Source organism: Pseudomonas khorasanensis, from assembly GCF_014268505.2.
Classification (GTDB): Bacteria; Pseudomonadota; Gammaproteobacteria; order Pseudomonadales; family Pseudomonadaceae; genus Aquipseudomonas; species Aquipseudomonas khorasanensis.
Genome location: NZ_JABWQP020000002.1, coordinates 675,998 through 700,138, shown reverse-complemented (window position 1 = coordinate 700,138; position 24,141 = coordinate 675,998). Strand labels below are relative to the sequence as shown.

Genomic DNA, 24,141 nt, shown 5'->3' with positions numbered 1-24,141 from the left:
AGCCGCTCCTAGTTCCGGTCCGCGCGCAACAGCGCAACCAACAGATAAATGAACAGCCCCACTGCCAGCAGCAGCGACACCCCGTCCAGAACGCTCATGGAAAATCTCCGTGTTACGGCGTATTGCCGCGTGTGGAGCGATTGTCGGGAAAGAGGCTGTAAAGGAACGAGAGCGAGGCGCGGCGCGGGGCATAAAGAAAGCGTAAAGAGTGGGTTTATGCGGGCGTTACAGCTGATTTTCTCGGTGTTAGGGCTGGCCCTTTCGCGAGCAGGCTCGCTCCCACATTTTGAAATGCATTCCCCCTGTGGGAGCGAGCCTGCTCGCGAAAGGGCCTCATCTGAAGAAATCCGCTACATCAATCACCGCATCACCCTGTGGGAGCGGGCTTGCTCGCGAAGACGGCAGAACGGGCAACATCGCACCCAACTGGCGCATTGTTGCGGCACATCCAGCGCCAATCATCCCTGCAGCGACAGCTTCGAACTCATTACGACTTGTTTCAGCGCAATGGCACGCCCACTGCACACGCCCTTCCCCGAGCTTTCCAACCGTTGCGGGAGCAATCGCATGAACACACAACTCAAACCCACGCTGGGCACGTTGCACCTGTGGGGCATTGCCGTAGGGCTGGTGATTTCCGGGGAATATTTCGGCTGGAGTTACGGCTGGGGTGTGGCCGGCACGCTGGGTTTTCTGGTGACCTCGTTCATGGTCGCGACCATGTACACCTGCTTCATCTTCAGTTTCACCGAACTGACCACCGCGATTCCCCACGCCGGCGGGCCGTTTGCCTACAGTCGTCGGGCGTTCGGGGAGAAAGGCGGATTGATCGCCGGTCTGGCAACGCTGATCGAATTCGTCTTCGCGCCGCCAGCGATTGCCCTGGCCATCGGCGCTTACCTGAATGTGCAGTTTCCCGCGCTCGACCCTAAACATGCTGCGGTCGGGGCATACATCGTCTTCATGGGCCTGAACATTCTCGGGGTAAAACTGGCGGCGACGTTCGAGCTGATCGTCTGCGTGCTGGCCGTCGCCGAGTTGCTGGTGTTCATGGGTGTAGTCGCACCGGCGTTCAGCTTCAGCAACTTCGCCCTGAATGGCTGGGCCGGTTCCGACGTCTTTGGCGCACCAGCAATTGCCGGAATGTTCGCGGCAATCCCCTTCGCGATCTGGTTCTTCCTCGCCATCGAAGGCGCCGCCATGGCCGCCGAAGAAGCAAAGGATCCGAAGCGCACGATTCCCAAAGCCTACATCAGCGGCATCCTGACCCTGGTGGTGCTGGCGATGGGCGTGATGTTCTTCGCGGGCGGCGTCGGCGACTGGCGCACCCTGTCGAACATCAACGATCCACTGCCGCAAGCAATGAAAACCGTGGTCGGTGACAACTCCGGCTGGCTGCACATGCTGGTCTGGATCGGTCTGTTCGGCCTGGTCGCCAGTTTCCACGGCATCATCCTGGGCTACTCACGACAGTTCTTCGCCCTCGCCCGCGCCGGCTACCTGCCAGCCTCGCTGGCGAAACTGTCACGCTTCCAGACGCCACACCGCGCAATCATCGCCGGCGGGGTCATCGGCATCGCGGCGATCTACAGCGACGGTTTGATCAACCTCGGCGGCATGACCCTGACGGCAGCGATGATCACCATGGCCGTATTCGGCGCGATCGTCATGTACATCATGAGCATGCTCAGCCTGTTCAAACTGCGCAAATCGGAGCCGAACCTGGAGCGTACCTTCCGCGCGCCGTGCTATCCGCTGGTGCCACTGATCGCGCTGGTGCTGGCGGTGGTTTGCCTGGTGGCGATGGCGTGGTTCAACACGCTGATCGGCTTGATTTTCCTGGGCTTCATGGCGGTCGGTTTCGGCTACTTCATGCTCACCGGCCAACTCCGCGCCAACGCTCCGTCCGACGCCATGCTCACCGGCCTATAACGCCCCCCGCCCTCTGTAGGAGCTGTCGAGTGAAACGAGGCTGCGATCTTCGCTTTTCAAGATCAAAAGATCGCAACCTTCGGCAGCACCTACAGGAATTTCGGATGCACCGGGTGCAAGCGGCCTAGAATGGAACCACTGCGAAGTCGTTTCGCTCAAAAGTGGTACGCAGCATCGCACGGCGAAATCCTCGCCCGTCGATCTGCCATTAAGGAGAGCCGTTATGCCCTGGTATGCCTGGTTGATTCTGGTCGTTGCGATCGGCTCGATTGTTGGCGGATTGATGATGTTGCGAGACACCGCCAACAAGGTCGAACTGACCGATGAAGAGCGTAAACGCGTCGCGCAACGCAATGCCGAAGCGGACGCCAAGGACGCACAGGACCGCTGAACAAGAACCCCGCCAGATCGGCGGGGTTTGTTTTTAGGTCTTGAGCTGCTTTTCAGGCAACCCTGACGTCAATCCTCCCAGCGCTTGAACAGCACGCTGGCATTGACCCCGCCAAAACCGAAGCCGTTGGACAAGGCATATTCAATCGGCATCGACCGCGCTTCGCCATGAACGATGTCGACCCCTTCGCTCGCAGGGTCCGGGTTTTCGAAGTTGAGCGTCGGCGGCACCCTCTGGTCACGGATAGCCAGCAACGTGAAAATCGCCTCCAGCCCGCCGGCAGCGCCAAGCAAATGACCGGTCGCGGATTTGGTCGACGTTACGGCGATCTTGTTCTGCGTGCCAAACAACGCCTTGATCGCCGCCAACTCACCCAAGTCACCGACCGGCGTCGACGTCGCGTGGGCATTGAGATGCTGTACCTGCTCCGGCGTTACACCGCCCTGAGCCAGCGCCAGTTGCATCGCCCGACGCGCGCCACCGCCGTCTTCCGGCCCGGCGGTCAGGTGGTAAGCATCGGCCGTGGTGCCGTAACCGACCAGTTCGGCCAACGGCTTCGCACCACGCGCCAGCGCATGCTCCAGCGACTCGATGACCAGCAGGCCGGCACCTTCGCCCATCACAAAACCATCACGCCCGCTGTCAAAGGGACGCGAGGCTTTTTCAGGGGTATCGTTGTAGCCGCTGGACAACGCCCGTGCCGCCGCGAAACCGGCGAGACTGACGCGATCGATCGCAGCTTCCGCACCGCCACATACTGCGATGTCCGCCTCCCCCGCCTTGATCAACCGCGCCGCATCGCCGATTGCCTGAACACCGGCGGCACATGCGGTAACCGGTGCGCCCAGCGGTCCCTTGAGGCCATGCTGGATCGACACGTGGCCGGCGGCGAGATTGACGAGAAACGATGGAATGGTGAACGGCGACAAACGCCGAGGGCCACGACTGTCTGTGGTACGCACCGCATCGGCAATCGCACCGAAGCCGCCGACGCCCGAGCCGATGATTGTCGCAGTACGCTCCCGTTTTTCAGCGTCTACTGGATGCCAACCGGCCTGCTCCATCGCCTGCCGCGCCGCTTCCATGGCGAACATGATGAAGCGATCCATCTTCTTCTGTTCTTTGGGCGGCGTTGCGCGATCCGGATCGAAACCGGCCTCGGCATCTTCCTCCACCGTTGGCACACTGCCGCCTACCCGGGTCGCCAGGTCAGCCACCACTGCGTCGGGCAGATTACGCAACCCGGAACGCCCGGCGAGCAGACGCTGCCAGACGATTTCAACATCACTGCCCAAGGGTGAAACCAGGCCCATGCCTGTGACGACGACTCGACGTTGGTTCATATCGTGGTTCCCCCTTATCAATTCAAATACCAGACTTGTAACGTTGGGCTGCCGAACTGCAAAAAAGGTTCGGTGACATGACCAGGCGGGCTTTCGACTCGCCGACTCTCAGCCAACGGCAATTATTATAGGCATAATCCAAAGCCTATATGATAGCCGTAATTTTCCTCGATCGTACTGATGCACCGCCGGCGCGCAATAAAAAGGCCGGTCAATGACCGGCCTCTCGGCGTTGAACTGTCAGCTTAGTTCACTTCCAGCTTTTCACGGTTGCGATCCAGAATCGCCTTGCCAATCCCCTTCACTTCCAGCAACTCATCCACCGACGCGAACGGCCCGTTTGTATCCCGATATGCAACAATCGCTTGGGCCTTGGCCTCACCCACACCCGCCAACTCCTTCTGCAACGTTGCCGCATCCGCACCGTTGAGATCGACCTTGGCAGTCTGAGAAGGCGCCGCCGCGGGATCCATTACCAGAGGTGCCTTTGTTGATTCCGAAGGCGCAACAGGCGCAGCAATCGCAGCGATAGAGGCGCTGGTAAGGAAAGCAAAGATCAGCGAGTAGAAATAACCGGTACGCATAAGTGACGCTCCATCATCGTTTGAGAAAGCAGCTTTTCCGAAGCTGCTCTTCAAACGTAGGTCACGGTGGAGGGAAGTCAAAAATGCGAGCGTTACAGGATGTGAAACAATCAAGGTTCGAGACGACGTTGCTGGTAGATCCAGTCGACAATTTCACCATCGGGGGTGTAGCCGGAGACGGTTTCGCGCAGGAGTTGGCGGACGCGTGAGTAATCATCCTTCTCAACCGCAACCAGCAAATCATGCAACCGGTTCTTGAGCACATCCCAAGGCAAGTGATCTTCACTTGCTGTCATGATCATCGGATGGGGTGTAGCGGCCACGTTGTCGCCGATCAGCAGCTCCTCGTAGAGTTTTTCACCTGGGCGCAGCCCAGTGAACTCGATAGAGATATCACCTTGAGGATTGCGTTCGGAACGAATACTCAAACCGGAAAGGTGGATCATTTTTTCTGCAAGCTCGACGATTTTTACCGGTTCTCCCATATCCAGGACGAATACATCTCCCCCCTGCCCCAATGAGCCGGCCTGGATAACCAACTGCGCGGCTTCAGGAATGGTCATAAAGTATCGAGTGATTTTTGGATGAGTAACCGTCAACGGTCCGCCGGACTTTATCTGACTGTGGAACAGCGGGATCACGGAACCGGAGGAGCCCAGCACATTACCGAAACGCACCATGGTGAACCGGGTTTTATTTACTCGCGAAACATTGGATTTATCACCAAACAGCACCGGTGCAATCTCCCGACTCAAGGCTTGAAGCGTCAACTCTGCCAGGCGTTTTGTGCTACCCATGACATTGGTTGGACGAACGGCCTTGTCAGTCGAAATCAGGACAAAGTTCGGAACGCCTGATTGCAAAGCAGCCTGAGCGGTATTGAGCGTACCTATTACGTTGTTGAGAACACCTTCAGCAATGTTGTGCTCAACCATCGGCACATGCTTATAAGCGGCAGCGTGATAAACGGTATCTACCCTCCAGGTATTCATTACATCGAGAAGCTTTTCCTGATGACGAATAGATCCAAGAATCGGCAGCAGTCGAACTGGAGCCGATTCACGGCACCCGCGGCCTTCCAGCTCTGACGCAATCGTATAAAGGTTAAACTCGCTGTGTTCGAATAAGATTAGCGTGGTCGGAGCCAAAGCGAAAATCTGCCGACAGAGTTCAGAGCCGATCGAACCGCCGGCACCGGTGACCATCACAATCTTGCCTTTGACACAGCGCTCCAGAAGATCCGACTGTGCCGGTACTGCATCACGACCAAGCAGGTCGGCAATATCGACCTCCTGAATATCCTCCACCTTGACCCGCCCACTGGCCAAATCGCTGAAACTGGGGACACTCCGCACGTGAAGCGGGAAACCTTCGAGCAGATTCAATATTTCCCTACGCCTGGCACGCGTAGAGGAAGGTAGAGCCAGAAGAATTTCCTGTGCGCCGGTCTCATCAATCATCTGTTGGATGTGTTTGGGTTTATAGACCTGGAGGCCGGAAATTGATCGCTCGGAAATACTCGCGTCATCGTCGATGAATGCCACCGGACGCATGACACGCCCCATACGCAGAGCTGCGACCAATTGATTACCCGCGACGCCCGCACCGTAAACAGCGACCTTGGTTAGACCGTCTTCGCGGTTGACGAACGGTACGTGCTGAGCGGCAGTGAACCAGTTGCCCATGAAGTATTGGCGCATGCACAGTCGCAATCCGCCGATTATCACCAGACTCAACCACCAATAGTTGAAGATGATCGAGCGCGGCACGACAGCCTGATGATTGCTGTACCAGAAGACGACAAGCGCAAGAATGAGGGAGGAAAGGCTGACGGCCTTGATGATCGCGATCAGCGCGTCATTCCCGAAATATCGCATGACCGCACGGTACATGCCAAAGCGGATGAACAGGGGAATCGCGACTATCGGGGCACAGATAAACAACCAGAGATGGGTTCTGAGAGGATCCAAGACATCCTCGATCCCCAAGCGAACCACAAAGGAGCCCCACAATGAAATCCAGACCAGAAACACGTCCATCACTACCTGAATCAGACGTTTTCTCTGACGCGGCATCCTAAGGAGGAAAAGTCGCAATTTGTCCATTACACGATGTTCCATTTCAATCTCGGTTGCTCCGACCAGCCAAAGATATCACTCCCGTTTTACATCCTACCCGACATGCAACAGCACAGAGTGTTGCCAGACTAGACATGGGCTAACGAGCGCACTCCATTAAAGCGCAAAAGAGTAGAGATTTAACCCTTCGGACAGATAAAATTAGCGTTCAGCGAGTATTATTCATGCAAAACGATATCAAGAAGCCATCAGCGTGCTTTTTTTGTAGTAGTCATAACTCAATATTTTCAAGTGTGAGGCCGCATGGAGCACCCAACGCCGCAAGCCCTTCAACTGACTCACTCCGTGGAGTCCCCCGCCGATGGGGTGTCTGCTGTTGAAGTGGCCATTCTTCTCTGCACCTACAACGGGCGGCCATTTCTCAAAGAACAAATTGAGTCTTTCATAGCGCAAACCCATAAAAACTGGACGCTTTATGTGTCTGATGATGGATCCAGCGATGGCACACTCGCCGTGTTCGAAGAATACAGAAATCTTATTGCGACAAATCGCATTAAAATATTCGCCGGACCTCGCACCGGGTTTGCCCAAAACTTTATATCGCTTATCAGGAACGATCAAATAATCGCGGATTATTTTGCTTTCAGCGATCAGGATGACATCTGGTTCCAGGACAAGCTAGAACGAAGTATTGATCAATTAAAGTTATTACCGCAAAACCTGCCGGCCATGTATTGCTCGCGCACTCGATTGATCGATGAGAATCGAAATATTATCGGCTATTCTCCCAAATTCATTCGAAACCCGAACTTTCAGAATGCATTGATTCAGAGCATCGCGGGGGCTAATACAATGCTTATAAACAATTCAACACGAAAGCTTTTGAATTGCATACCTGCAGATATCAACATCATTGCGCATGACTGGCTGACATATCTCTTAACCAGTGGTTGTGGTGGCACGGTAATTTACGACATCCAACCAACACTGGACTATCGACAACATAGCGGTAACGTGATTGGCGCCAATACCGGAATCAAGGAACGCATCATCAGATTCGGAAAAGTAATCGATGGACAGTTTCGCAATTGGAGCGATTCAAACCTCAAGGTACTCGACTGCGTAGAAACTGAATTAACAGCGACCAGTAGAAAAACGATTAATGAGTTCAAGCAAGGTCGTGAAAGCAATTTTTTTAAAAGAATTTATCTGTTAAAAAAATCCGGAATCTACCGGCAGACACTAAAAGGGAACATCAGCCTTTGTCTCGCAATTCTTTTTAACAAGATATAGTTTCCAAGCACGCCGACAACTGCCAATTCAACCTTCGCCTAAATCAGCGGGCAATGAGCCCCAAATAAAGCCAGACCCACGAGATAGCTTAATGTACATCGCGGGTCTGGAAACCAAATTAGCTTGATGAAAGCCTTAAACCTCGCTGCGTCGATGAGGTAAAAACGGCTAGGCGATCCCAATCAAGATGATGTCAACTCGGCCAATACTTTCTTCGCTGGGTCCCAAGTCCAATTTTGCACGGTATCGAAGCCGGCCTGCCTCAACTTGTTACGTAGCGAATCATCATCGAGCAAACTCTTGACAGCCTGTCGCGCACCCTGGATATCGCCCTTTCCGATCTTCAAGACGTTCACCCCATCAACTGCATACTCGATACCGCCGTTGACATCCATGATGACAACCGTGCAGCCGCAGGCCATGGCTTCAAGTGGAGGATATGCAAAGCTCTCTATCTTGCTCATCTTCAGCAAAATATCACAGGACGAATATATTCTCCGCATGTCTTCCTGTTTCACCTTCTGGAAAAAACGCTCATGTTGCCAATGCGGTTCAGGCATGCCATCACTGCTGACTATCCACAAGTCGCAATCGAGTCCGCTAACGGCGGCATAAGCGTCAGCCATACCTTTAAACGGGACTGAAATAGGTCCTTCAATCAATACGCGCAAACGCGTGGGATTCTTTTCCTGTAAAGGGGAATCCGGATAAAATAATGCCGGGTCCAGACCATTGGGCAAGTAGACTGGAGAATGACCAAACTCCAATCTTAAAAAATCGACAATCCACTGCGCGATACCGACATACTCAATATCCTTCTTATAAGTCTGTTCGACGCGCTCTTTTAATAAATAATCATCATAAAAAAGACGCTCATCAGACTGCACCAGATACAGCTTCCTCTTGGCTTGAATCTTCTCAAGCCATTCGACTGTCGTCCAGAATGTAGCGAAGAGCATATCGATGTTATCGACACCACACTGGTATATATCATTTATGGTATATACGCGAATTGCCGGGTTCCCAAACCATTGAATATCTCCGTAGCCACCCAAATCTATCACGAACGCATCGTGACCTTCCTCGATGAGCAGACTTACATGCTTCAGGACAACTGCAGCACCACCCGAAATACCAAGCCCAGCGAGTAAAAAGGCTATTTTCTTAGGCACAGGCCCCTTTCTCCGATACTCTTCTTTAAGCAGAGTTTCCCAATGACCGTCATTATCCTTGAAATTCAGCTCATTATTCCCGGCATGCAATCGGAGATCAGTCAATACGTGAGGAACGGATTTGAACTTCGCGCCATTGTAAGCGAGGCGCAACCACAATTCGTGGTCCTCACGGTACTCCATTTTGTGTTTCAGAAACCCCGTATTCAGAAGTACTTCTCTTCTTACCATCACCGTACTTTGGCAAGGAACACAGACTTTTTCCAGCATGCTCAAATCACAATCAGGACTGAAAACCTCCTGACCATTAACGAGCCCATCAATTTCACGACTACCATCCAACAGTGCTCGCCAACCGCCATAAACGACATCTACACCCGACTCGAGAATTGGAAGGCATACTTCCAAGCGATCAGGGGCTGCAATATCATCGCTATCCAGAAATGCAATATATTTACCCTTGGCTTCGAGAATCCCCTTATTTCGGCCACGCACCGCGTTTCCGGAACTAGTGGGGAAACTAAAAATTCTTACAAGAGGGTTATTCCGAAATTCCTCCACGACCGCCATGGTCTGGGCAGGCGAACCGTCAGTGACCAATATGACTTCAAATACCTGCTGCGTCTGAGCAAGCGCTGAATTGACAGTGACTCGCAGTACATCGACCCGATCGTAAATAGGTATGACAAATGAAACCAGAGGCGCTGGATTCGCGCCCAAAACATCTCTTTCCCGGCTAAACCGCTCCAGCGCTGAAGAGGCGATCTTGCGCTGTCTGCGACGCACTAAAAAACTGCCGGCCCGACGAACAAACGCCGACAGTCCTTCTTGCCGCAGAACAAACACAGAATTCCTGGCCAGCAATTTCAAATACGCTATTTTCAGCGAAAACTTTGTTGTTAGACGACGAACCGGAGAGGTGATTTTCCAGCTATTGGAGTTCAAAACGGCTTCCAACTCTTCACGAGACAACGCTAGACAACGCTCCAGTTCAGCAAGCCGATCATCAGTACTGCTGGCATTGGACTTACTCGATTCCAGCGACTGCTTTAACTCCTGCCGTAATAGAGAAAGCTCTTGGTTCAATCTTGCAACTTCTGCTTCTCGCTCGGAAAGGACTTTACTGAAAATGGAGATCTGCGACTCCTTTTGAGTAATATAACGATCGAGAATAATCTGGTCAGTGACCTCCATCACGGCAGCTGAGGTTGCGACATTCTTTTCCTCTCGATTTGCGAGGATCATATTGAACGATTCAACATCCATCTCCCGACTGCCTAAAACGCTAGTCAACCGCGCAATTTTATCCTCGAAATCTGCGAGCGTTGAAGTAACGAGATCAATTTGAGCTTCCCGGTCGGCCAACGCTTTACTAATCTCATTCATCTTTATTTCTTTCTCATGTTCCGATTTGGCGAGGTGGCTCAACCTTAATTCAGAATTCTTAACAACTTCCTGGTAGTTTCTTATAACATTGCGCTGCGAACAAAAGGTTTCTGAGTCCCTGGAGAGAACCTCAATCTCGGTCTCCGAAATAGTTACGCACATAGGCAGCCGATCAAAAGTCTCAATAAGCTTGGCTACATTATTCTTGAGTGAGTATCTTTCGCTGGCAATATTTTTAAGTACTTCGGACTGCTCCAAAACGGAACGATACCCTCTAATCAATTCATCGACTATTTGTGAAGCCGACTTCTTTACCGGTGTACATCTACCAGAAAAATTCCTCTCAGAGGCTTGGGCTACGATAGCCGGCGTGATCCAACCCGGTCCGCTAAAACGATCATAACAATAAACGGGCACGCCTCCGGCCAAGCAATACTGCACTGTTTTGCCGATGGTTATAACAGCACTGTAACGGCCTAAAACTTCCGGGGTCACCCGCTCAGGTGTGCCTTGAATACCAATTATGTCGACGTCAACTCCGCGCGCCTCAAGTAAACCGACCAGTTCAAGAACTTCATCAGGTGCATGATTTGAGACAATGCACACTGACTCAAGCGTGCTGGAGATCGCGCGCCGTGGCATCTGGAAATACCCCTCCGGAGAGGAGTTAGGAAAGATGCTCACTCTTCCGACAAACTGAGGGTATTTCTGAGAAAAGTGTTCAAAATTTTCTTGCGAGTGGACCAGATACTGGGAGAAAAAGATACTGGGGACTGGTGGACTTTCGAGAGGCTCAAAGTGTGATAGCGAAGAATAAAACCCGCTCTTCGCCGATATCCGATCCCGGGCGAATAATTGATAGACGACAACGTAATGCGTTAGCCATACAAAATCAAAACTCGCATTACTCAAGCGAGTGACTGATAAATCAACATAGGAAATCCCAGCGGCGTTTAATTCGGACTCAATGGCGCCACCGACCTCAAGCGCAGCAAGCACAACATCAAAACCAAGATCAGCCAAGGTAGTGGCAATTTCCAAGGTGGCAATCTCTGCACCCGCGAAATCCACCAGCCTTGAACAGGCCACCAGCGCCTTTTTTTTATTCGGTTCAGTCTGACTCATATCAATTAATCTTTATTGAGTTTTCAAACAACGTGACGCACCACTGGTGCAATTCGCGGCCAAAATCGGATAAATCATGGAGCGCATGCCCCTTCCGTTTCGACCACTTCTCCCCGTAAGGTATCCAGGGAAAATTCGCACTGTAGTAATCACACGTTGCATCCCAATGTTCATACGAGAGACTTTTGCCATAATGCTGGCAATAAAAGTTGACGTCCGTAACACCTGAAACAACCGGTTCCCTGGCATCCAACCCCTGAAACTTCACAGTGTCGTTGTTCTGCCACAGCATCAAGATATCTCGTCGTTCCACACCGAAGTACCGCCGGAAGTTCAACAGCGGTGTTCCCGGCAAGTAAGGAGCATCATCTCCCGGAGTCATATAAGCGTCGAATAGTTGTATTCTGACCGCTTCCGGCTTCATTTCCGGAGACGTAGTCACATACTCACGGATGGGACCGATATAGCGTTCATCAGCGTCGCAACACATGCACCATTGAAAATCAAAGTGTAGACGAGCAAAATCCAGAAGCATCCCACGATGCCGGGTTTCAGATAGAAGGCGATTATCAATCCCAGATTGCCAGTGGTTGTTTTCTACAATGAGCACGACTTTCTCGCAAGACTTCAGTATCTCTCGAGTACTATCCGTACTGGCATCTTCGTATACACAGATATAGTCAGCAAACGTCGAAAGATGGTCGAGCGTATCTTTTAGAATAAGCTCCTCATTACGCACCCTCAGCAATACTAGTAGAGGAACCTTGTCATCAGTCCTGGAGGGTAGACCCGGACGCACCCAGAGGGCCTCACCCTCATTCAGGCTCCAGCCGGCATTATCAATCCATTCATGGTCAGACCTGAGCATGCCATCAACTTTCGCGAGGCCACGCGAACTACGTTCCATATCGACTTCGAACTTGAAGCATGACTCGAGCTTATCGTAAGAAAACATACCCTGCTCATCAGAGACAGAGAGGGTGGCTCTGTATGAACCAGGTACAAAATTATTATTTCTAATGACTAGAGAAACACCGGGTTTAGCCGAGGAGAAAAACAGGTCATCTCTCAGGCTGCTGAGAATCGTAACCACTTTCTCGTTTGCATCATAAATGATCAATCCAATGCCGTAAGTCGGAACTACATCCGAGAACGCCAGCTTCACGTCAACCCATATGTCCTCTCCCATCTTGTAGGAAGGTTTATCGATTGAGACTGAAACGATAGATATCGTTTTGGCTCTCGGCACGGACGGTGCGGCGAGTGGTTGGTTAAGAGCCGCTGTTGGCGTGTTGTTTTCCTTGCGTATTTCCGATTCCATTTCCGTTTGATACAGGTCGCAAACGCTTTGACGCTCACCAATTGACCGCACCACACCTCTGTCGAGCCAAATAGCGCGATCGCAGAAATTTCGAATGGCTGATGTTGAGTGCGACACGAACAGAATCGACGTTCCAGCATCGCGAATTTTCTTCATTCGTGTGAAGGACTTCTCCTGAAAAGCCATGTCGCCGACGCTTAGCGCCTCGTCAACCACTAGAATATCGGGATCCACTTGTACCGCTACCGAAAACGCCAGCCTTGCGACCATACCACTTGAATATGTCTTTACAGGCTGATCGAGGAAATGCCCTATATCAGCAAATGATTCAATATCGTGGAACTTCTCGTCGATTTCTTCTTTCGTGAGACCCAGGATTGCTGCATTCATATAGACGTTTTCACGTCCGGTGAATTCGGGATTAAATCCAGAGCCCAATTCAAGCAATGCAGCAATTCTGCCACGGGTTTCAATTTCTCCACTTGTTGGAGTCAGGGTCCCGCAGATCATTTGTAAAAGTGTAGACTTGCCACTACCGTTACGACCGATAACACCAATGGTTTCGCCGCGTTTTATCTCGAAGGAGACATCCTTCAACGCCCAAAATTCATCAAAGTATTTGCGGCGCTCCCCATTCTGCTCACGAGACCGAACACGAGGCAAAACAAATTGCTTTAGCCGATCCAATGGCGCGCCATAAATCTCATAGCGTTTATTGACATTCGTCACGCGTATTGCAATTTGATCAGAGGACATCGGCAAAACCTTTTCGTGTTTTCTGAAACCAGGCAAAACCTGCCCAAGCAAAAACTGTAGCCGTCAACATATACACAGACAGGCCTGTCCAGTCAGGCAAATGGCCCCATATGAGCACCTCCCTCGCCTGTTCAATGATGAACGTCAGGGGGTTTGCCATCATGAATGGGCGGAAAGCCTCTGGAACGGCGGAGACAGGGTAAAAAACCGGAGACAGGAATGTGAGTACCGTGGTGATAATCGCGGTGAACTGTCCTATGTCGCGAGCAAAAACACCGAGCGACGCCAGAAACCACGAAAAACCCATGATCATGACAATCAACGGAAAGATTACAACTGGCATGAAGATAGCTGTCCAGTGCACCGATCCTTTGAAAATGAAAAGCGCCATTATCAGAACCAGAAAACTTACCAAACTATGGAACAGTGCCGCTCCCAACGTGATTACTGGGAGAATCTCCAAAGGAAAAACAACTTTCTTAACGTAATTAACATTAGAAATGATCAAACCCGGCGATTTGTTGAAAACCTCTGCAAAAAGTCCTTGCACGATCATACCGACAAACAGAATCAACGCAAATTGCGCCTTGCTTTCGTCCGCAGCGGTCCCTACCCAGCGGGTTTTAAATATTTCAGAGAAAACATAGGTGTACACAGCGAGCATAACGATCGGATTAAAAAACGACCACGCCAAGCCCATAGCGGATCCTTTATATCGTCCCACGACTTCTCTTTTTGTCATCTGCGAAATCAATCGCTTATTTCGCCACAAACTCCCGAGAAGCCCTCTTAACGTAATTGACCTTCTAGCGTGTGGATTAATAATCTCAACTAAATCCTTCATTAAGAATTCCTGCTCTTACAAATTAAAAAAAGAAAAAAAACGCTCATAATAAAGCTGTCACCAGAACTGTATGTTTGGTGATATTTTCGTGAGAGATTATGCTCGCGGACGTTGCTGGCACATATGAAAGCTGCAAATGCCAGACGCCAAAGGGCGATGCAAAGATTCGCGAACAATTGATGCGCTGGGAAGGCACGCTCAAAGGCTTTTCGCTACTTGAGCTGAAAGCCTGCAAAGCCTGTAAAGCTGAAAGATCTTTTTTTGACACCCCTACACTCGCCTCCGAAGGCGACTTCGGACTGCAAGTGGTGAGCGCTTTGTGCAGGCCCACTATCGTGGAGGTCGATGAAGCCTGATGATGGCTCGCTGTATCCATGTTCATACGATTAAGCCGGAAATTTCCAAACCAATGCGAAGGGATGGCTCAATGCCTTTACGATCACGACCATTTGCACTTCATAGAATGCAATTCCAGCGATCAGCAGAAAACATGTGGTTAAGCTAAATCTTATACCCAAACGGTCTGAACCAATTGATACATGCCGCCAAGCCGCTATATGGACAGAACTGAGACAAAATATTTACCTTGAAACAATCACTGACAGGCGGGTGATTCATGACGGAGAAGCGAATTCATCATAAAACTAGACACCCTCCCCTAGGATTGACCACCCTTTTCTATCAGAAATACTGAATTCGAGCATAAAAAGAAGAGATTATCCCAGTAAAAAGCGTTATCTACAATCCGGATTTACCAGGGATGACGGTCAAAAATTCTTGATAATCACTCGCAGAGCAGACTCACCAAAACTCAATCAGCATGGGGCTGCCTATATGGTGAGACGGGGCCGAGAGCGAAGACGGTGCCTCCCGCTCGTAAGACAGCAAGCCATCGTTGCTACAACAGATCCCTTGTAGACTCGGCGAAGCACCCTAGCCGCAAAGACGCCTGCGCGCTGATCATTAACCGACCTGATCACAACAGATTTGCCACTCCCCACGTGACAAGACATCGCTACTTAATACCTGCTTTCGCCATATACGCCAGGTACGAGAGGCAGGCATAAGTCACCAATATTGAGAGCATGCCATCGAACACACCGGTGGCCACCAATGCTGCCACCGGAAGCAAAACACCAATATTCAGGATTGCCACCATCCAGGTCACTCGCTGGTGCCCCCATCGGATAGCGGCTTTTTGATATCCGTGACTACGATGTGCTTGATACAACTTCTCGCCTTGTACCAAGCGCCGGATCAGCGTCCAGGTGGCGTCAACAATAAAAACACCGAGGAGAATGAGCCAACTCCAAAACAACTCGATCGAAATATGCGCTGCCTGTAGCGCCATTCCACCTAGAACTATTCCGATAAACCCACTTCCCGCATCACCCATAAAGATCCGCGCACGTGGAAAGTTCCAGTACATGAACCCCGCCACTGCAGTCGCCAGAATCAACGGCAGCCAAATCAGTTCAACATGCCCGAGGCACCAATAAATCAGACACATCCCCACGCAGGCACTGATAGCTTCGATACTCGCCAATCCATTAATTCCGTCCATGAAGTTGTATAGATTCAGCATCCAGACAAGATATACCACCGCTAAAGTATTACCGAACCAGCCCAAATCTACCGTAAACCCCAAAAAACCGATCGGCGGCAGCCCGCTTAGCCAGTAGAGCCCCCATGCAGCGGCAGTGAAATGTCCAAGCAGTCGCCACCTTGCGGCGATATGCCCATGATCATCAGCAAATCCAATGATGGCCACGAACAGGCCTGCGCCAAATACCCCGTAAAGAACAGAGTGGCTCAACAAATCAAGACCGCTGATAACAGGTAGAGCCAATAGAAAGGAGATCACAATGGCGACTCCTCCTCCACGTGGCGTTGGTATCGTGTGGGAACTGCGCTCGTTTGGTATATCCATCAAACTCTTCGCCAGCGCATAACGACGCAAGAAAAAAGTCAGCCCCCAGGACATTGCAAATACCAAGAGTAAAAACCACCAACTTTTCATTACGTCTGTTTTTCCAAAAAATGGCTAGCGGTCCGGCGCATGGCGAGATGCATATGCACCGGGGGCACCCATGCCAGTAATTCTCGATTTTTGGCGATATCAAGTTGCAATGAACCACAAAGCCTCTGGACAACCGCTTGCTTGCCCAAGATGAACGCTGCCAGTTTCAATAACTGTTCCGGTATCGGCAGGAGCCAAACGCGTTTACCTAGTGCCTTCGATAACCGCTGCAACAATTGTGTCGTCGACAAGTCCTGCCCATCACTGACCAGAAATTTCTGATTAACGGCGCGAGGATGATCAATACAAGTGATAACAAAACTAACCAGATTGCCAATCGCCACGAGACTTCGCTGATTTCGAATTGCGCCCAACGGTAGCGGAATTCCCGTATTTGCCAAACTCAGCAAACTCAAAAAATTGGCTTTTACGCCGGGACCATAAACGAGTGGAGGACGGATGATCACAACCTCCATTCCTGTGCTCTGGCCAATTTGCATTAGGGCCTCTTCCGCTTCGAACTTGGATATTGCGTAAGGATCCAGCGGTCTCGGTTGATCATCGGCCGTGAAAGGCTGCCCAACAATTGTGTTCTCGCCATTAACCTTGATTGAGCTTATGAAAATGAAGCGCTTAACGCCCGATTGCACAGCATGCCTTGCAAGTCTAAGGGTCCCTTCAACGTTGACCTTTCGAAATTCGATCAAGGCATCCACGCACGTTTCATTCGTGACATGAACGCGGGCTGCAGCATGAATAACTACCTGAACGTCGCCAAGATCTGGCAGTACGGTGTGTGTCAAGTCAAAAGCTACCGCAGGACATAATCCGTGCAATCGGCTGGCACCACGAACAGCCGCAATTGGCGAAAACTTCTTATCAACCAACAATTTTAACACCACGGCCTCACCAACAAAGCCGCCCGCCCCTGTCACTAGCACCTTGGGGGCAGTCATTTGGCTTTCCGTCCTATCAAAGCAGTCATCCAGCAGACAAAAAAGAAAAAAACTTTATCGCGCAAACGACGCCGACAACGCCAGGCGCTGAAGGAGAGCGTCAACAACTGGAGACGACGAAAGCTCAACCATGTCCTTACAAAGGAATCACTGCCAAGCCCAACTAACCGAGCTATCAATCGAACCTGATTAAACCACCAACCGTCATGAATGGTTCTGTAGCGGTCAATCAACGAACTCAACCCCTTGTTGGCCCCCACCTGGTTACGCTCATGCTGGCGATAATCCATAGACGGGACTGGGTCTATGTACCAGCGAAAGCCTTTGCTCCGAGCAAACGCGTAACAGTACCAATCATGCAGACTCACATCTTGTAATAGCTGCCAATGCGACAGCATCGAAGCCTTCAGGCTATCGACAAGCTTTCTGCTCATTACATAGGTGCAGCCCGGCCCCGCCGCCTCGAACAAAAAATCCCATTCGACCTGAGGCTGTGCCTTGTCCAGCAAGTGAGTACTGCCATCCGGCCAGAAGGCCGTCACGTTACTCGAATAAGCGTCTGCACAATGCGTCTCGATTGCTTGAAGGGCGCGCTGAAGCTTGTTCGAGTGCCAGACATCATCTTGGTCTGCAAAAGCGACGAAGTCAAAACCGTCAAAGTCTACATCACGAATGAGGCGAAAGAAGTTACGAGAAGCACCGCCAAAAACGCCGGCGGCCGGCAGCACAATAACACTTGGGTGCTCAGCGCAAATAGCGCAGCACAGAGCTTCAGTGCCATCGGAGGAAGGATCGATGCTGATGTAGACCGTCAACTCAACTGCCGACTGGCGAAGGATCGAGGCCAACTGCTCTTCGATCCACTGCTCACCATTGTAGGCCGCCAGTAAAACCGCGACCTTGGGATAATTTACTGGCATGCAAATCCTGCTTGAGCCGATTGAGCGCTACTGTTCGAACGACAGAATATTCAAATCAGTGAGAGGGCGAGTCCAGAAGCTTTTGCAAGTACTGACCGTAGCCCGTCTTCTTCAGCGCATCGGCTTGCGCGCCCAATTGCTGAGCAGTGATCCACCGGTTGTGATAGGCAATTTCTTCCAGGCAAGCGACTTTCAAGCCCTGACGGTGTTCGATGGTATGCACGAAGTGACTGGCTTCCAGCAGGGAGTCATGTGTACCGGTGTCCAGCCACGCAAAACCACGGCCCAACATCTCAACGTTAAGGGTTTTTCGCTCAAGGTAAGCACGGTTAACGTCGGTGATTTCCAGCTCGCCACGTGCAGAAGGCTTGATGTTCTTGGCGATTTCAACGACGTCGTTATCGTAGAAATACAGGCCGGTTACAGCATAGTTCGACTTGGGCTTCAGCGGTTTTTCTTCAATGCTCAACGCCCGGCCATCTTTATCGAACTCGACAACACCAAAACGCTCCGGATCAGACACATGGTAACCGAATACAGTGGCACCTTGCTGCTGAGAGCTTGCCGAGCGCAAGTTATCCGAGAAATGCTGACCGTAGAAAATGTTGTCACCCAGAATCAAGCAGCAAGGATCCTTGCCGATAAACTCTTCTCCGATAATGAACGCTTGGGCGAGACCATCCGGACTAGGCTGTTCGGCGTAGGTAAGTTTGATACCGTACAGGCTGCCATCGCCCAACAACTTGCGAAAACATGGCAAATCTTCCGGAGTGGAGATAACCAGGATCTCGCGCATACCCGCAAGCATCAGTACCGACAACGGATAAAAGATCATCGGCTTGTCGTAGATCGGCAACATCTGCTTCGATACGCCAAGAGTCAGCGGGTGCAGACGAGTACCTGAGCCGCCGGCGAGGATGATGCCTTTACGATTTGTCGTTGTCATTTGTTCAGAACTTCCCTAAGCATTCGGGTTACACCACTTTGCCAATCCGGCAAGTGCAGAGAAAAATTGTCACGTAGTTTCTGCGTATTCAAACGTGAATTCAGAGGACGCCGTGCAGGTGTTGGATAGGCAGTAGTCTCGATAGGATTGACCGTTGTCACAGCCAACTCCTCGCCTTGGGCTTTTGCGAAGTCAATGACATGACAGGCATAGCCATGCCAGGACACTTCACCGGCAGCGGCTAGATGATAGAGACCGGCCAGCTCTGGACGCCTCAGAACTTGTTGGATAGCCAACACCGTTACATCAGCAATCAGATCAGCCCCCGTCGGCGCTCCGATCTGATCCGCAATCACGCTCAACGCTTCGCGATCTTTGGCCAAGCGCAGCATGGTTTTTGCGAAGTTGTTGCCGCGAGCACCGTAAACCCAACTGGTGCGGAAGATCAGATGTTTGCAACCCGATGCGGTAATCGCTTGTTCGCCGGCGAGCTTGCTGGCGCCGTAATGGTTTACCGGCGCAACAGCGTCCGTCTCCTGCCATGGCGTGACGCCTTGGCCACTGAAGACGTAATCCGTTGAGTAATGAATCAGCCATGCGCCCAGCGCTGCGGCTTCTTCTGCCATAACGCCACTCGCAAGGCCGTTTACGCGATCCGCCAACTCGGTTTCCGACTCAGCTTTGTCGACTGCGGTATAGGCAGCAGCATTGACGATAACGTCGGGCTTTACCTGACGAATCGTTGCGCGCAAGGATTCAAGGTCAGACAGATCGCCGCTCAGACCATCAACGGAACGACGATCAAGAGCGACCAGTTCGCCAAGCGGCGCCAGGGAGCGTTGCAGCTCCCAGCCCACTTGACCATTCTTACCCAGCAGGAGAATTTTCATGCTTTGTTCGAGCGATCCGCGTAGTTCTGATCAATCCACTGCTGGTAGCTGCCGCTCTTCACGTGCTCAACCCATTCAGTGTTATTCAGATACCACTCAACCGTCTTGCGAATACCGGTTTCAAACGTCTCTTCCGGCGTCCAGCCCAGCTCACGCTGGATCTTGCTTGCATCGATTGCATAACGCACGTCATGGCCAGGACGATCCTGAACATAAGTAATCAGGCTGGCATGCGGACGGTGAGCCGACTCGGGACGCAACTCATCGAGCAAGGCACACAGGGTATGCACTACTTCGATGTTTTGTTTTTCGTTATGGCCACCGATGTTGTAAGTCTCGCCGATCACGCCTTCGGTAACGACTTTGTACAACGCGCGTGCGTGATCTTCGACATACAGCCAATCACGAACCTGATTGCCTTTGCCATAAACAGGAAGCGGCTTGCCTTCCAATGCATTGAGAATGATCAGCGGGATCAGCTTCTCAGGAAAGTGGCATGGACCGTAGTTGTTCGAGCAGTTGGTAACCAGTGTCGGCAGTCCGTAAGTACGCGCCCAGGCACGGACCAAGTGGTCGGAGCTGGCCTTGCTGGCCGAGTACGGCGAGCTAGGCTGGTAAGGGGTAGTTTCGGTGAAGAGGTCTTCCGGACCTTCGAGGTCTCCGTAAACTTCATCGGTCGAAATGTGGTGGAAGCGGAAGTTGGCTTTACGCGCGTCGTCCAGCGCTGCCCAGTAATGGCGCGCCGCTTCGAGCAGCGTGTAGGTACCGATGATGTTGGTCTGGATGAACTCGGACGGGCCGGAGATCGAACGGTCGACGTGGGATTCTGCGGCCAAGTGCATGATTGCATCCGGTTGGTGTTCACGCAGGACACGGTCGATCTGATCGCGGTCACAGATATCGACGCGCTCGAAGGCGTAACGCGAATTCTGGCTGACTTCTGCCAGGGACTCCAGATTGCCAGCGTACGTCAGCTTATCGACGTTAACGACGGCATCGGAAGTGTTGGAGATGATGTGACGGATGACTGCCGAGCCAATGAAGCCGGCGCCGCCGGTAACTAGAATTTTCACGCGAAACGATACCCTTGAGCTGCGGACAGCGCTGCCAACGAGCGCGGTCTAATCCATGAATGCAGAAGCCACTATCAGTTGGCATCCGTCAGAGTCAGTCTGAATCGACATGCAATAAGGCACGATCGAGCAAGGGACGCATTTTACAGCTTAATGATGGTTTTACTAATGGATAAAGACAGGCTGAGGCGCAATTTCGACAGATGCCGTGCGCCTGTCGTTTTCAGACCAGTCGCTTGCGTGCGGCTCTGGACGAACGTCCCAGAAACCAACCCAATACAGGGCCGATCAACATACCGATCAGCAGCGCCAGCACTGCGACCACCGACACCGGCAACTGCGGACCGGAAAACCCCAGAAACAAAAGCGAGACCGACTGCTGATTCTCGAGCACAAACGCCAGAACAACCAGAACCACCAACAGAAGAAATACGCCAAGCAGTATGCGCTTCAGGTTACGCATTCACGCCCCCTCGAATTTGAATAGCGAAGATCAAGCGCCCTCCTCCTCTTCTTCGTTCACACGATCACGCAATTCCTTGCCCGGTTTGAAGTGCGGAACGAATTTACCGTCCAGACTGACCGACTGGCCGGTTTTTGGATTGCGGCCGACACGAGGCGCGCGGTAGTGCAGGGAGAAGCTGCCAAATCCACGGATCTCGATGCGATCACCGGTGGCGAGGCACTGAGACATTTGTTCAAGCATGGTCTTGATGGCCAGCTCCACATCCTTTGATGAGAGTAGCCCTTGATGGGTGACAATTCGTTCGATCAACTCCGACTTCGTCATATTTTTCCCTTCTTTTTCAAGCAGCTAGATCAGCGCTTGAAAGGTTTTAGCATGCCCGGAAGATTTTGAACAGCCCAGGGATTGACATATCTTCCCCGGCGTCAAAACGCCCATTTTCGGAGCATCGAATCGACGTGCCTGAGTGCTTCATACTCAGCGACAGATCACCAGCATGGTCCGGGTCAGGTAACCTGCCGGGTTGAACCCAAAGGGATATTCATCTTCATCCTTGGCATCGTCTGATCGCGTGACGACCTTATAGCCCGAGCCCTTGCACTCCTTCGCAGCGCGCTTGTGGCACTTCTCCCAGCCGGAGCCCAGCCCGGAGCAGTCGACCTCGATACCGCTGACTCCACGCACTGCATGAGTTTTTGCGCTGGTGGTGCAACCCGCCAACACCAATACCGCTGCAACGACAATCAACTTGTTCATCCACTTCCTTATGCCAGGCAAGCCCGACGACTACATGCTTAAGAACAAGCTTAGTCGCGAATAGGCGATTGATCCGATTAAAGAAACAGACCCGCAAGCGAAGCGATTGGTTTCACGGGCGAGCCGTATTGCCAAATCGCAGGCACAAAAAAGGGCGACCGAAGTCGCCCTTTTTCATGATCAAGCAGAACTTAGTTCTGTTTGGCCATTGCCTGGCGCAGCAGTGCCGCCATGGTGGTGTCGCCTGTAGCAGCTTCCGGAGTCTCTTTCAGGCTCTGGATGGCTTCTTTCTCTTCAGCATCGTCTTTCGACTTGATCGAGAGCTGGATTACGCGGCTCTTGCGATCAACGCTGATGATCTTGGCTTCAACTTCCTGGCCTTCTTTCAGAACGTTGCGCGCGTCTTCAACGCGGTCACGGCTGATTTCGGAGGCTTTCAGGGTAGCTTCGATGTCGTCGGCCAGAACGATGATGGCGCCTTTGGCGTCAACTTCTTTCACGGTACCGGTCACGATAGCGCCCTTGTCGTTAACCGAGACGTACTCGGAGAACGGATCGCTTTCCAGTTGCTTGATGCCCAGGGAGATGCGCTCGCGCTCTGGGTCAACCGACAGGATGACGGTGTCCAGCTCGTCGCCCTTCTTGAAACGACGTACGGCTTCTTCGCCCACTTCGTTCCAGGAGATGTCGGACAGGTGAACCAGACCGTCGATGCCGCCGTCCAGACCAATGAAGATACCGAAATCGGTGATCGACTTGATGGTGCCGGAGATCTTGTCGCCCTTGTTGAACTGGCCAGAGAAGTCTTCCCATGGGTTCGACTTGCACTGCTTGATGCCCAGGGAGATACGACGACGCTCTTCGTCGATGTCCAGAACCATGACTTCCACTTCGTCGCCGACTTGTACGACTTTCGAAGGGTGGATGTTCTTGTTGGTCCAGTCCATTTCCGAAACGTGTACCAGACCTTCAACGCCTTCTTCCAGCTCAGCGAAGCAGCCGTAGTCGGTCAGGTTGGTTACACGAGCGGTAACGCGAGTGCCTTCTGGGTAACGAGCTTTGATAGCAACCCATGGATCTTCGCCCAGTTGCTTCAGGCCCAGGGAAACACGGTTGCGTTCGCGATCGTATTTCAGAACCTTGACGTCGATTTCGTCACCAACGTTGACGATCTCGGAAGGATGCTTGATGCGCTTCCAGGCCATGTCGGTGATGTGCAGCAGGCCGTCCACGCCACCCAGATCGACGAATGCGCCGTAATCGGTGAGGTTTTTGACGATACCTTTGACTTGCTGGCCTTCCTGCAGGGATTCCAGCAGAGCTTCACGCTCGGCGGAGTTCTCGGCTTCGAGGACACTGCGACGGGAAACGACAACGTTGTTGCGCTTCTGGTCCAGCTTGATGACCTTGAATTCCAGCTCTTTGCCTTCCAGGTGCGTGGTGTCGCGCACAGGACGGACGTCAACCAGGGAACCTGGCAGGAACGCACGGATGCCGTTAACGTCGACAGTGAAGCCGCCTTTAACCTTACCGTTGATAACGCCCTTGACCACTTCCTCGGCTGCGAAGGCTGCTTCCAGAACGATCCAGCATTCAGCGCGCTTGGCTTTTTCACGGGACAGCTTGGTTTCACCAAAGCCGTCTTCAACCGAATCCAGAGCAACGTGAACTTCGTCACCAACGTTGATGTTCAGTTCGCCAGCATCGTTGTAGAACTGCTCAAGCGGGATGAGTGCTTCAGACTTCAGACCAGCGTGAACGGTTACCCAGCGAGCCTGGTAATCGATATCAACGATAACACCGGTGATGATGGAGCCTGCCTGAAGGTTCAGGGTTTTCAGGCTTTCTTCAAAGAGTTCCGCAAAGCTTTCGCTCATTTTAATTCCTGT

21 protein-coding genes are annotated in these 24,141 nt (G+C 52.0%); 4 read left to right on the top strand and 17 right to left on the bottom strand.

The window, feature by feature from the left end:
• Positions 1 to 8 precede the first annotated feature (8 nt).
• On the bottom strand, positions 9 to 98 hold the full coding sequence (gene kdpF / locus HU727_RS09265; RefSeq protein ID WP_007899818.1) for a K(+)-transporting ATPase subunit F: 90 nt from the start codon (positions 96 to 98) through the stop codon (positions 9 to 11).
• A gap of 469 nt (positions 99 to 567) precedes the next feature.
• Between kdpF and eat the strand changes: the two genes are divergently transcribed.
• Positions 568 to 1,932: an ethanolamine permease gene (gene eat, locus HU727_RS09260; RefSeq protein WP_186529360.1), complete on the top strand. Its 1,365-nt coding sequence runs from the start codon at positions 568 to 570 to the stop codon at positions 1,930 to 1,932.
• A gap of 223 nt (positions 1,933 to 2,155) precedes the next feature.
• Entirely contained in the window at positions 2,156 to 2,323 is a 168-nt protein-coding gene (locus tag HU727_RS09255) for a DUF2897 family protein (protein WP_016770901.1), read from the top strand.
• A gap of 68 nt (positions 2,324 to 2,391) precedes the next feature.
• On the opposite strand, the gene fabF is transcribed toward HU727_RS09255, so the two are convergent.
• The 3 genes from fabF to HU727_RS09240 all read right to left on the bottom strand — a co-directional run bounded on the left by fabF (position 2,392) and on the right by HU727_RS09240 (position 6,370).
• Positions 2,392 to 3,666 carry a beta-ketoacyl-ACP synthase II gene (gene fabF, locus HU727_RS09250; RefSeq protein ID WP_186529370.1) on the bottom strand — a complete coding sequence of 425 codons (1,275 nt, stop codon included), beginning with the start codon at positions 3,664 to 3,666 and terminating at the stop codon, positions 2,392 to 2,394.
• Positions 3,667 to 3,911: 245 nt separating this feature from the next.
• The gene (locus HU727_RS09245) at positions 3,912 to 4,250 is read right to left on the bottom strand and encodes a ComEA family DNA-binding protein (protein WP_186529372.1); all 339 of its coding nucleotides are present in this window, start codon (positions 4,248 to 4,250) and stop codon (positions 3,912 to 3,914) included.
• Between the two features lie 110 nt (positions 4,251 to 4,360).
• Positions 4,361 to 6,370: a polysaccharide biosynthesis protein gene (locus tag HU727_RS09240; RefSeq protein WP_186529374.1), complete on the bottom strand. Its 2,010-nt coding sequence runs from the start codon at positions 6,368 to 6,370 to the stop codon at positions 4,361 to 4,363.
• 261 nt (positions 6,371 to 6,631) lie between these two features.
• Here HU727_RS09240 and HU727_RS09235 point away from each other — a divergent pair, with 261 nt between their 5' ends.
• Positions 6,632 to 7,621, top strand: coding sequence for a glycosyltransferase family 2 protein (locus tag HU727_RS09235; RefSeq protein ID WP_186529376.1), 990 nt, complete (start codon positions 6,632 to 6,634; stop codon positions 7,619 to 7,621).
• 182 nt (positions 7,622 to 7,803) lie between these two features.
• Here HU727_RS09235 and HU727_RS09230 read toward each other — a convergent pair whose 3' ends face one another.
• Genes HU727_RS09230 through HU727_RS09220 form a run of 3 tightly spaced genes read right to left on the bottom strand, consistent with a single transcriptional unit; the run spans position 7,804 to position 14,204 of the window.
• Complete coding sequence (locus tag HU727_RS09230) at positions 7,804 to 11,304, bottom strand: glycosyltransferase (RefSeq protein WP_225919813.1); 3,501 nt, start codon at positions 11,302 to 11,304, stop codon at positions 7,804 to 7,806.
• A gap of 1 nt (position 11,305) precedes the next feature.
• Positions 11,306 to 13,381: an ATP-binding cassette domain-containing protein gene (locus HU727_RS26075; RefSeq protein WP_186529383.1), complete on the bottom strand. Its 2,076-nt coding sequence runs from the start codon at positions 13,379 to 13,381 to the stop codon at positions 11,306 to 11,308.
• Positions 13,371 to 14,204: an ABC transporter permease gene (locus tag HU727_RS09220; protein ID WP_437180382.1), complete on the bottom strand. Its 834-nt coding sequence runs from the start codon at positions 14,202 to 14,204 to the stop codon at positions 13,371 to 13,373. The genes HU727_RS26075 and HU727_RS09220 overlap by 11 nt, the downstream gene beginning before the upstream one ends.
• A 119-nt stretch (positions 14,205 to 14,323) precedes the next feature.
• Here HU727_RS09220 and HU727_RS09215 point away from each other — a divergent pair, with 119 nt between their 5' ends.
• A complete protein-coding gene (locus tag HU727_RS09215; RefSeq protein ID WP_186529385.1) occupies positions 14,324 to 14,581 on the top strand; it encodes a hypothetical protein in 258 nt (85 codons plus the stop codon).
• A gap of 659 nt (positions 14,582 to 15,240) precedes the next feature.
• Here the strand turns inward: HU727_RS09215 and HU727_RS09210 are convergent.
• From HU727_RS09210 to rpsA, 10 genes are all read right to left on the bottom strand, one after another.
• On the bottom strand, positions 15,241 to 16,245 hold the full coding sequence (locus HU727_RS09210; protein ID WP_186529387.1) for an MraY family glycosyltransferase: 1,005 nt from the start codon (positions 16,243 to 16,245) through the stop codon (positions 15,241 to 15,243).
• Positions 16,245 to 17,201, bottom strand: a complete 957-nt coding sequence (locus HU727_RS09205; protein WP_186529389.1) for a UDP-glucose 4-epimerase family protein — start codon at positions 17,199 to 17,201, stop codon at positions 16,245 to 16,247. Before HU727_RS09205 ends, HU727_RS09210 begins: the two co-directional genes overlap by 1 nt.
• Positions 17,198 to 18,121 (bottom strand): glycosyltransferase, encoded by a 924-nt coding sequence (locus HU727_RS09200; protein ID WP_186529391.1) that lies wholly within the window; start codon positions 18,119 to 18,121, stop codon positions 17,198 to 17,200. The genes HU727_RS09205 and HU727_RS09200 overlap by 4 nt, the downstream gene beginning before the upstream one ends.
• A gap of 55 nt (positions 18,122 to 18,176) precedes the next feature.
• Positions 18,177 to 19,067 carry a glucose-1-phosphate thymidylyltransferase RfbA gene (gene rfbA / locus HU727_RS09195; RefSeq protein WP_186529393.1) on the bottom strand — a complete coding sequence of 297 codons (891 nt, stop codon included), beginning with the start codon at positions 19,065 to 19,067 and terminating at the stop codon, positions 18,177 to 18,179.
• On the bottom strand, positions 19,064 to 19,957 hold the full coding sequence (rfbD, locus tag HU727_RS09190; RefSeq protein WP_186529395.1) for a dTDP-4-dehydrorhamnose reductase: 894 nt from the start codon (positions 19,955 to 19,957) through the stop codon (positions 19,064 to 19,066). Before rfbD ends, rfbA begins: the two co-directional genes overlap by 4 nt.
• Complete coding sequence (gene rfbB / locus HU727_RS09185) at positions 19,954 to 21,030, bottom strand: dTDP-glucose 4,6-dehydratase (RefSeq protein WP_186529397.1); 1,077 nt, start codon at positions 21,028 to 21,030, stop codon at positions 19,954 to 19,956. Before rfbB ends, rfbD begins: the two co-directional genes overlap by 4 nt.
• A 223-nt stretch (positions 21,031 to 21,253) precedes the next feature.
• Complete coding sequence (locus tag HU727_RS09180; RefSeq protein ID WP_186529399.1) at positions 21,254 to 21,493, bottom strand: LapA family protein; 240 nt, start codon at positions 21,491 to 21,493, stop codon at positions 21,254 to 21,256.
• 30 nt (positions 21,494 to 21,523) lie between these two features.
• Positions 21,524 to 21,820, bottom strand: coding sequence for an integration host factor subunit beta (gene ihfB / locus HU727_RS09175; RefSeq protein WP_007950920.1), 297 nt, complete (start codon positions 21,818 to 21,820; stop codon positions 21,524 to 21,526).
• A 153-nt stretch (positions 21,821 to 21,973) separates the two neighbouring features.
• The gene (locus tag HU727_RS09170) at positions 21,974 to 22,252 is read right to left on the bottom strand and encodes a hypothetical protein (protein ID WP_186529401.1); all 279 of its coding nucleotides are present in this window, start codon (positions 22,250 to 22,252) and stop codon (positions 21,974 to 21,976) included.
• Positions 22,253 to 22,443: 191 nt separating this feature from the next.
• Positions 22,444 to 24,129, bottom strand: a complete 1,686-nt coding sequence (gene rpsA / locus HU727_RS09165; protein ID WP_186529403.1) for a 30S ribosomal protein S1 — start codon at positions 24,127 to 24,129, stop codon at positions 22,444 to 22,446.
• Between the last annotated feature and the right edge of the window lie 12 nt (positions 24,130 to 24,141).

Coding starts and splice junctions, on each gene's coding strand:
- HU727_RS09240 (WP_186529374.1), bottom strand. CDS start 6,370: ATGGAACATCGTGTAATGGACAAATTGCGACTTTTCCTCCTTAGGATG.
- HU727_RS09245 (WP_186529372.1), bottom strand. CDS start 4,250: ATGCGTACCGGTTATTTCTACTCGCTGATCTTTGCTTTCCTTACCAGC.
- HU727_RS09230 (WP_225919813.1), bottom strand. CDS start 11,304: ATGAGTCAGACTGAACCGAATAAAAAAAAGGCGCTGGTGGCCTGTTCA.
- rpsA (WP_186529403.1), bottom strand. CDS start 24,129: ATGAGCGAAAGCTTTGCGGAACTCTTTGAAGAAAGCCTGAAAACCCTG.
- HU727_RS09180 (WP_186529399.1), bottom strand. CDS start 21,493: ATGCGTAACCTGAAGCGCATACTGCTTGGCGTATTTCTTCTGTTGGTG.
- HU727_RS09210 (WP_186529387.1), bottom strand. CDS start 16,245: ATGAAAAGTTGGTGGTTTTTACTCTTGGTATTTGCAATGTCCTGGGGG.
- kdpF (WP_007899818.1), bottom strand. CDS start 98: ATGAGCGTTCTGGACGGGGTGTCGCTGCTGCTGGCAGTGGGGCTGTTC.
- fabF (WP_186529370.1), bottom strand. CDS start 3,666: ATGAACCAACGTCGAGTCGTCGTCACAGGCATGGGCCTGGTTTCACCC.
- HU727_RS09255 (WP_016770901.1), top strand. CDS start 2,156: ATGCCCTGGTATGCCTGGTTGATTCTGGTCGTTGCGATCGGCTCGATT.
- HU727_RS26075 (WP_186529383.1), bottom strand. CDS start 13,381: ATGTCCTCTGATCAAATTGCAATACGCGTGACGAATGTCAATAAACGC.
- HU727_RS09205 (WP_186529389.1), bottom strand. CDS start 17,201: ATGACTGCCCCCAAGGTGCTAGTGACAGGGGCGGGCGGCTTTGTTGGT.
- rfbD (WP_186529395.1), bottom strand. CDS start 19,957: ATGAAAATTCTCCTGCTGGGTAAGAATGGTCAAGTGGGCTGGGAGCTG.
- eat (WP_186529360.1), top strand. CDS start 568: ATGAACACACAACTCAAACCCACGCTGGGCACGTTGCACCTGTGGGGC.
- HU727_RS09170 (WP_186529401.1), bottom strand. CDS start 22,252: ATGAACAAGTTGATTGTCGTTGCAGCGGTATTGGTGTTGGCGGGTTGC.
- HU727_RS09215 (WP_186529385.1), top strand. CDS start 14,324: ATGCTCGCGGACGTTGCTGGCACATATGAAAGCTGCAAATGCCAGACG.
- HU727_RS09235 (WP_186529376.1), top strand. CDS start 6,632: ATGGAGCACCCAACGCCGCAAGCCCTTCAACTGACTCACTCCGTGGAG.
- ihfB (WP_007950920.1), bottom strand. CDS start 21,820: ATGACGAAGTCGGAGTTGATCGAACGAATTGTCACCCATCAAGGGCTA.
- rfbA (WP_186529393.1), bottom strand. CDS start 19,067: ATGACAACGACAAATCGTAAAGGCATCATCCTCGCCGGCGGCTCAGGT.
- HU727_RS09200 (WP_186529391.1), bottom strand. CDS start 18,121: ATGCCAGTAAATTATCCCAAGGTCGCGGTTTTACTGGCGGCCTACAAT.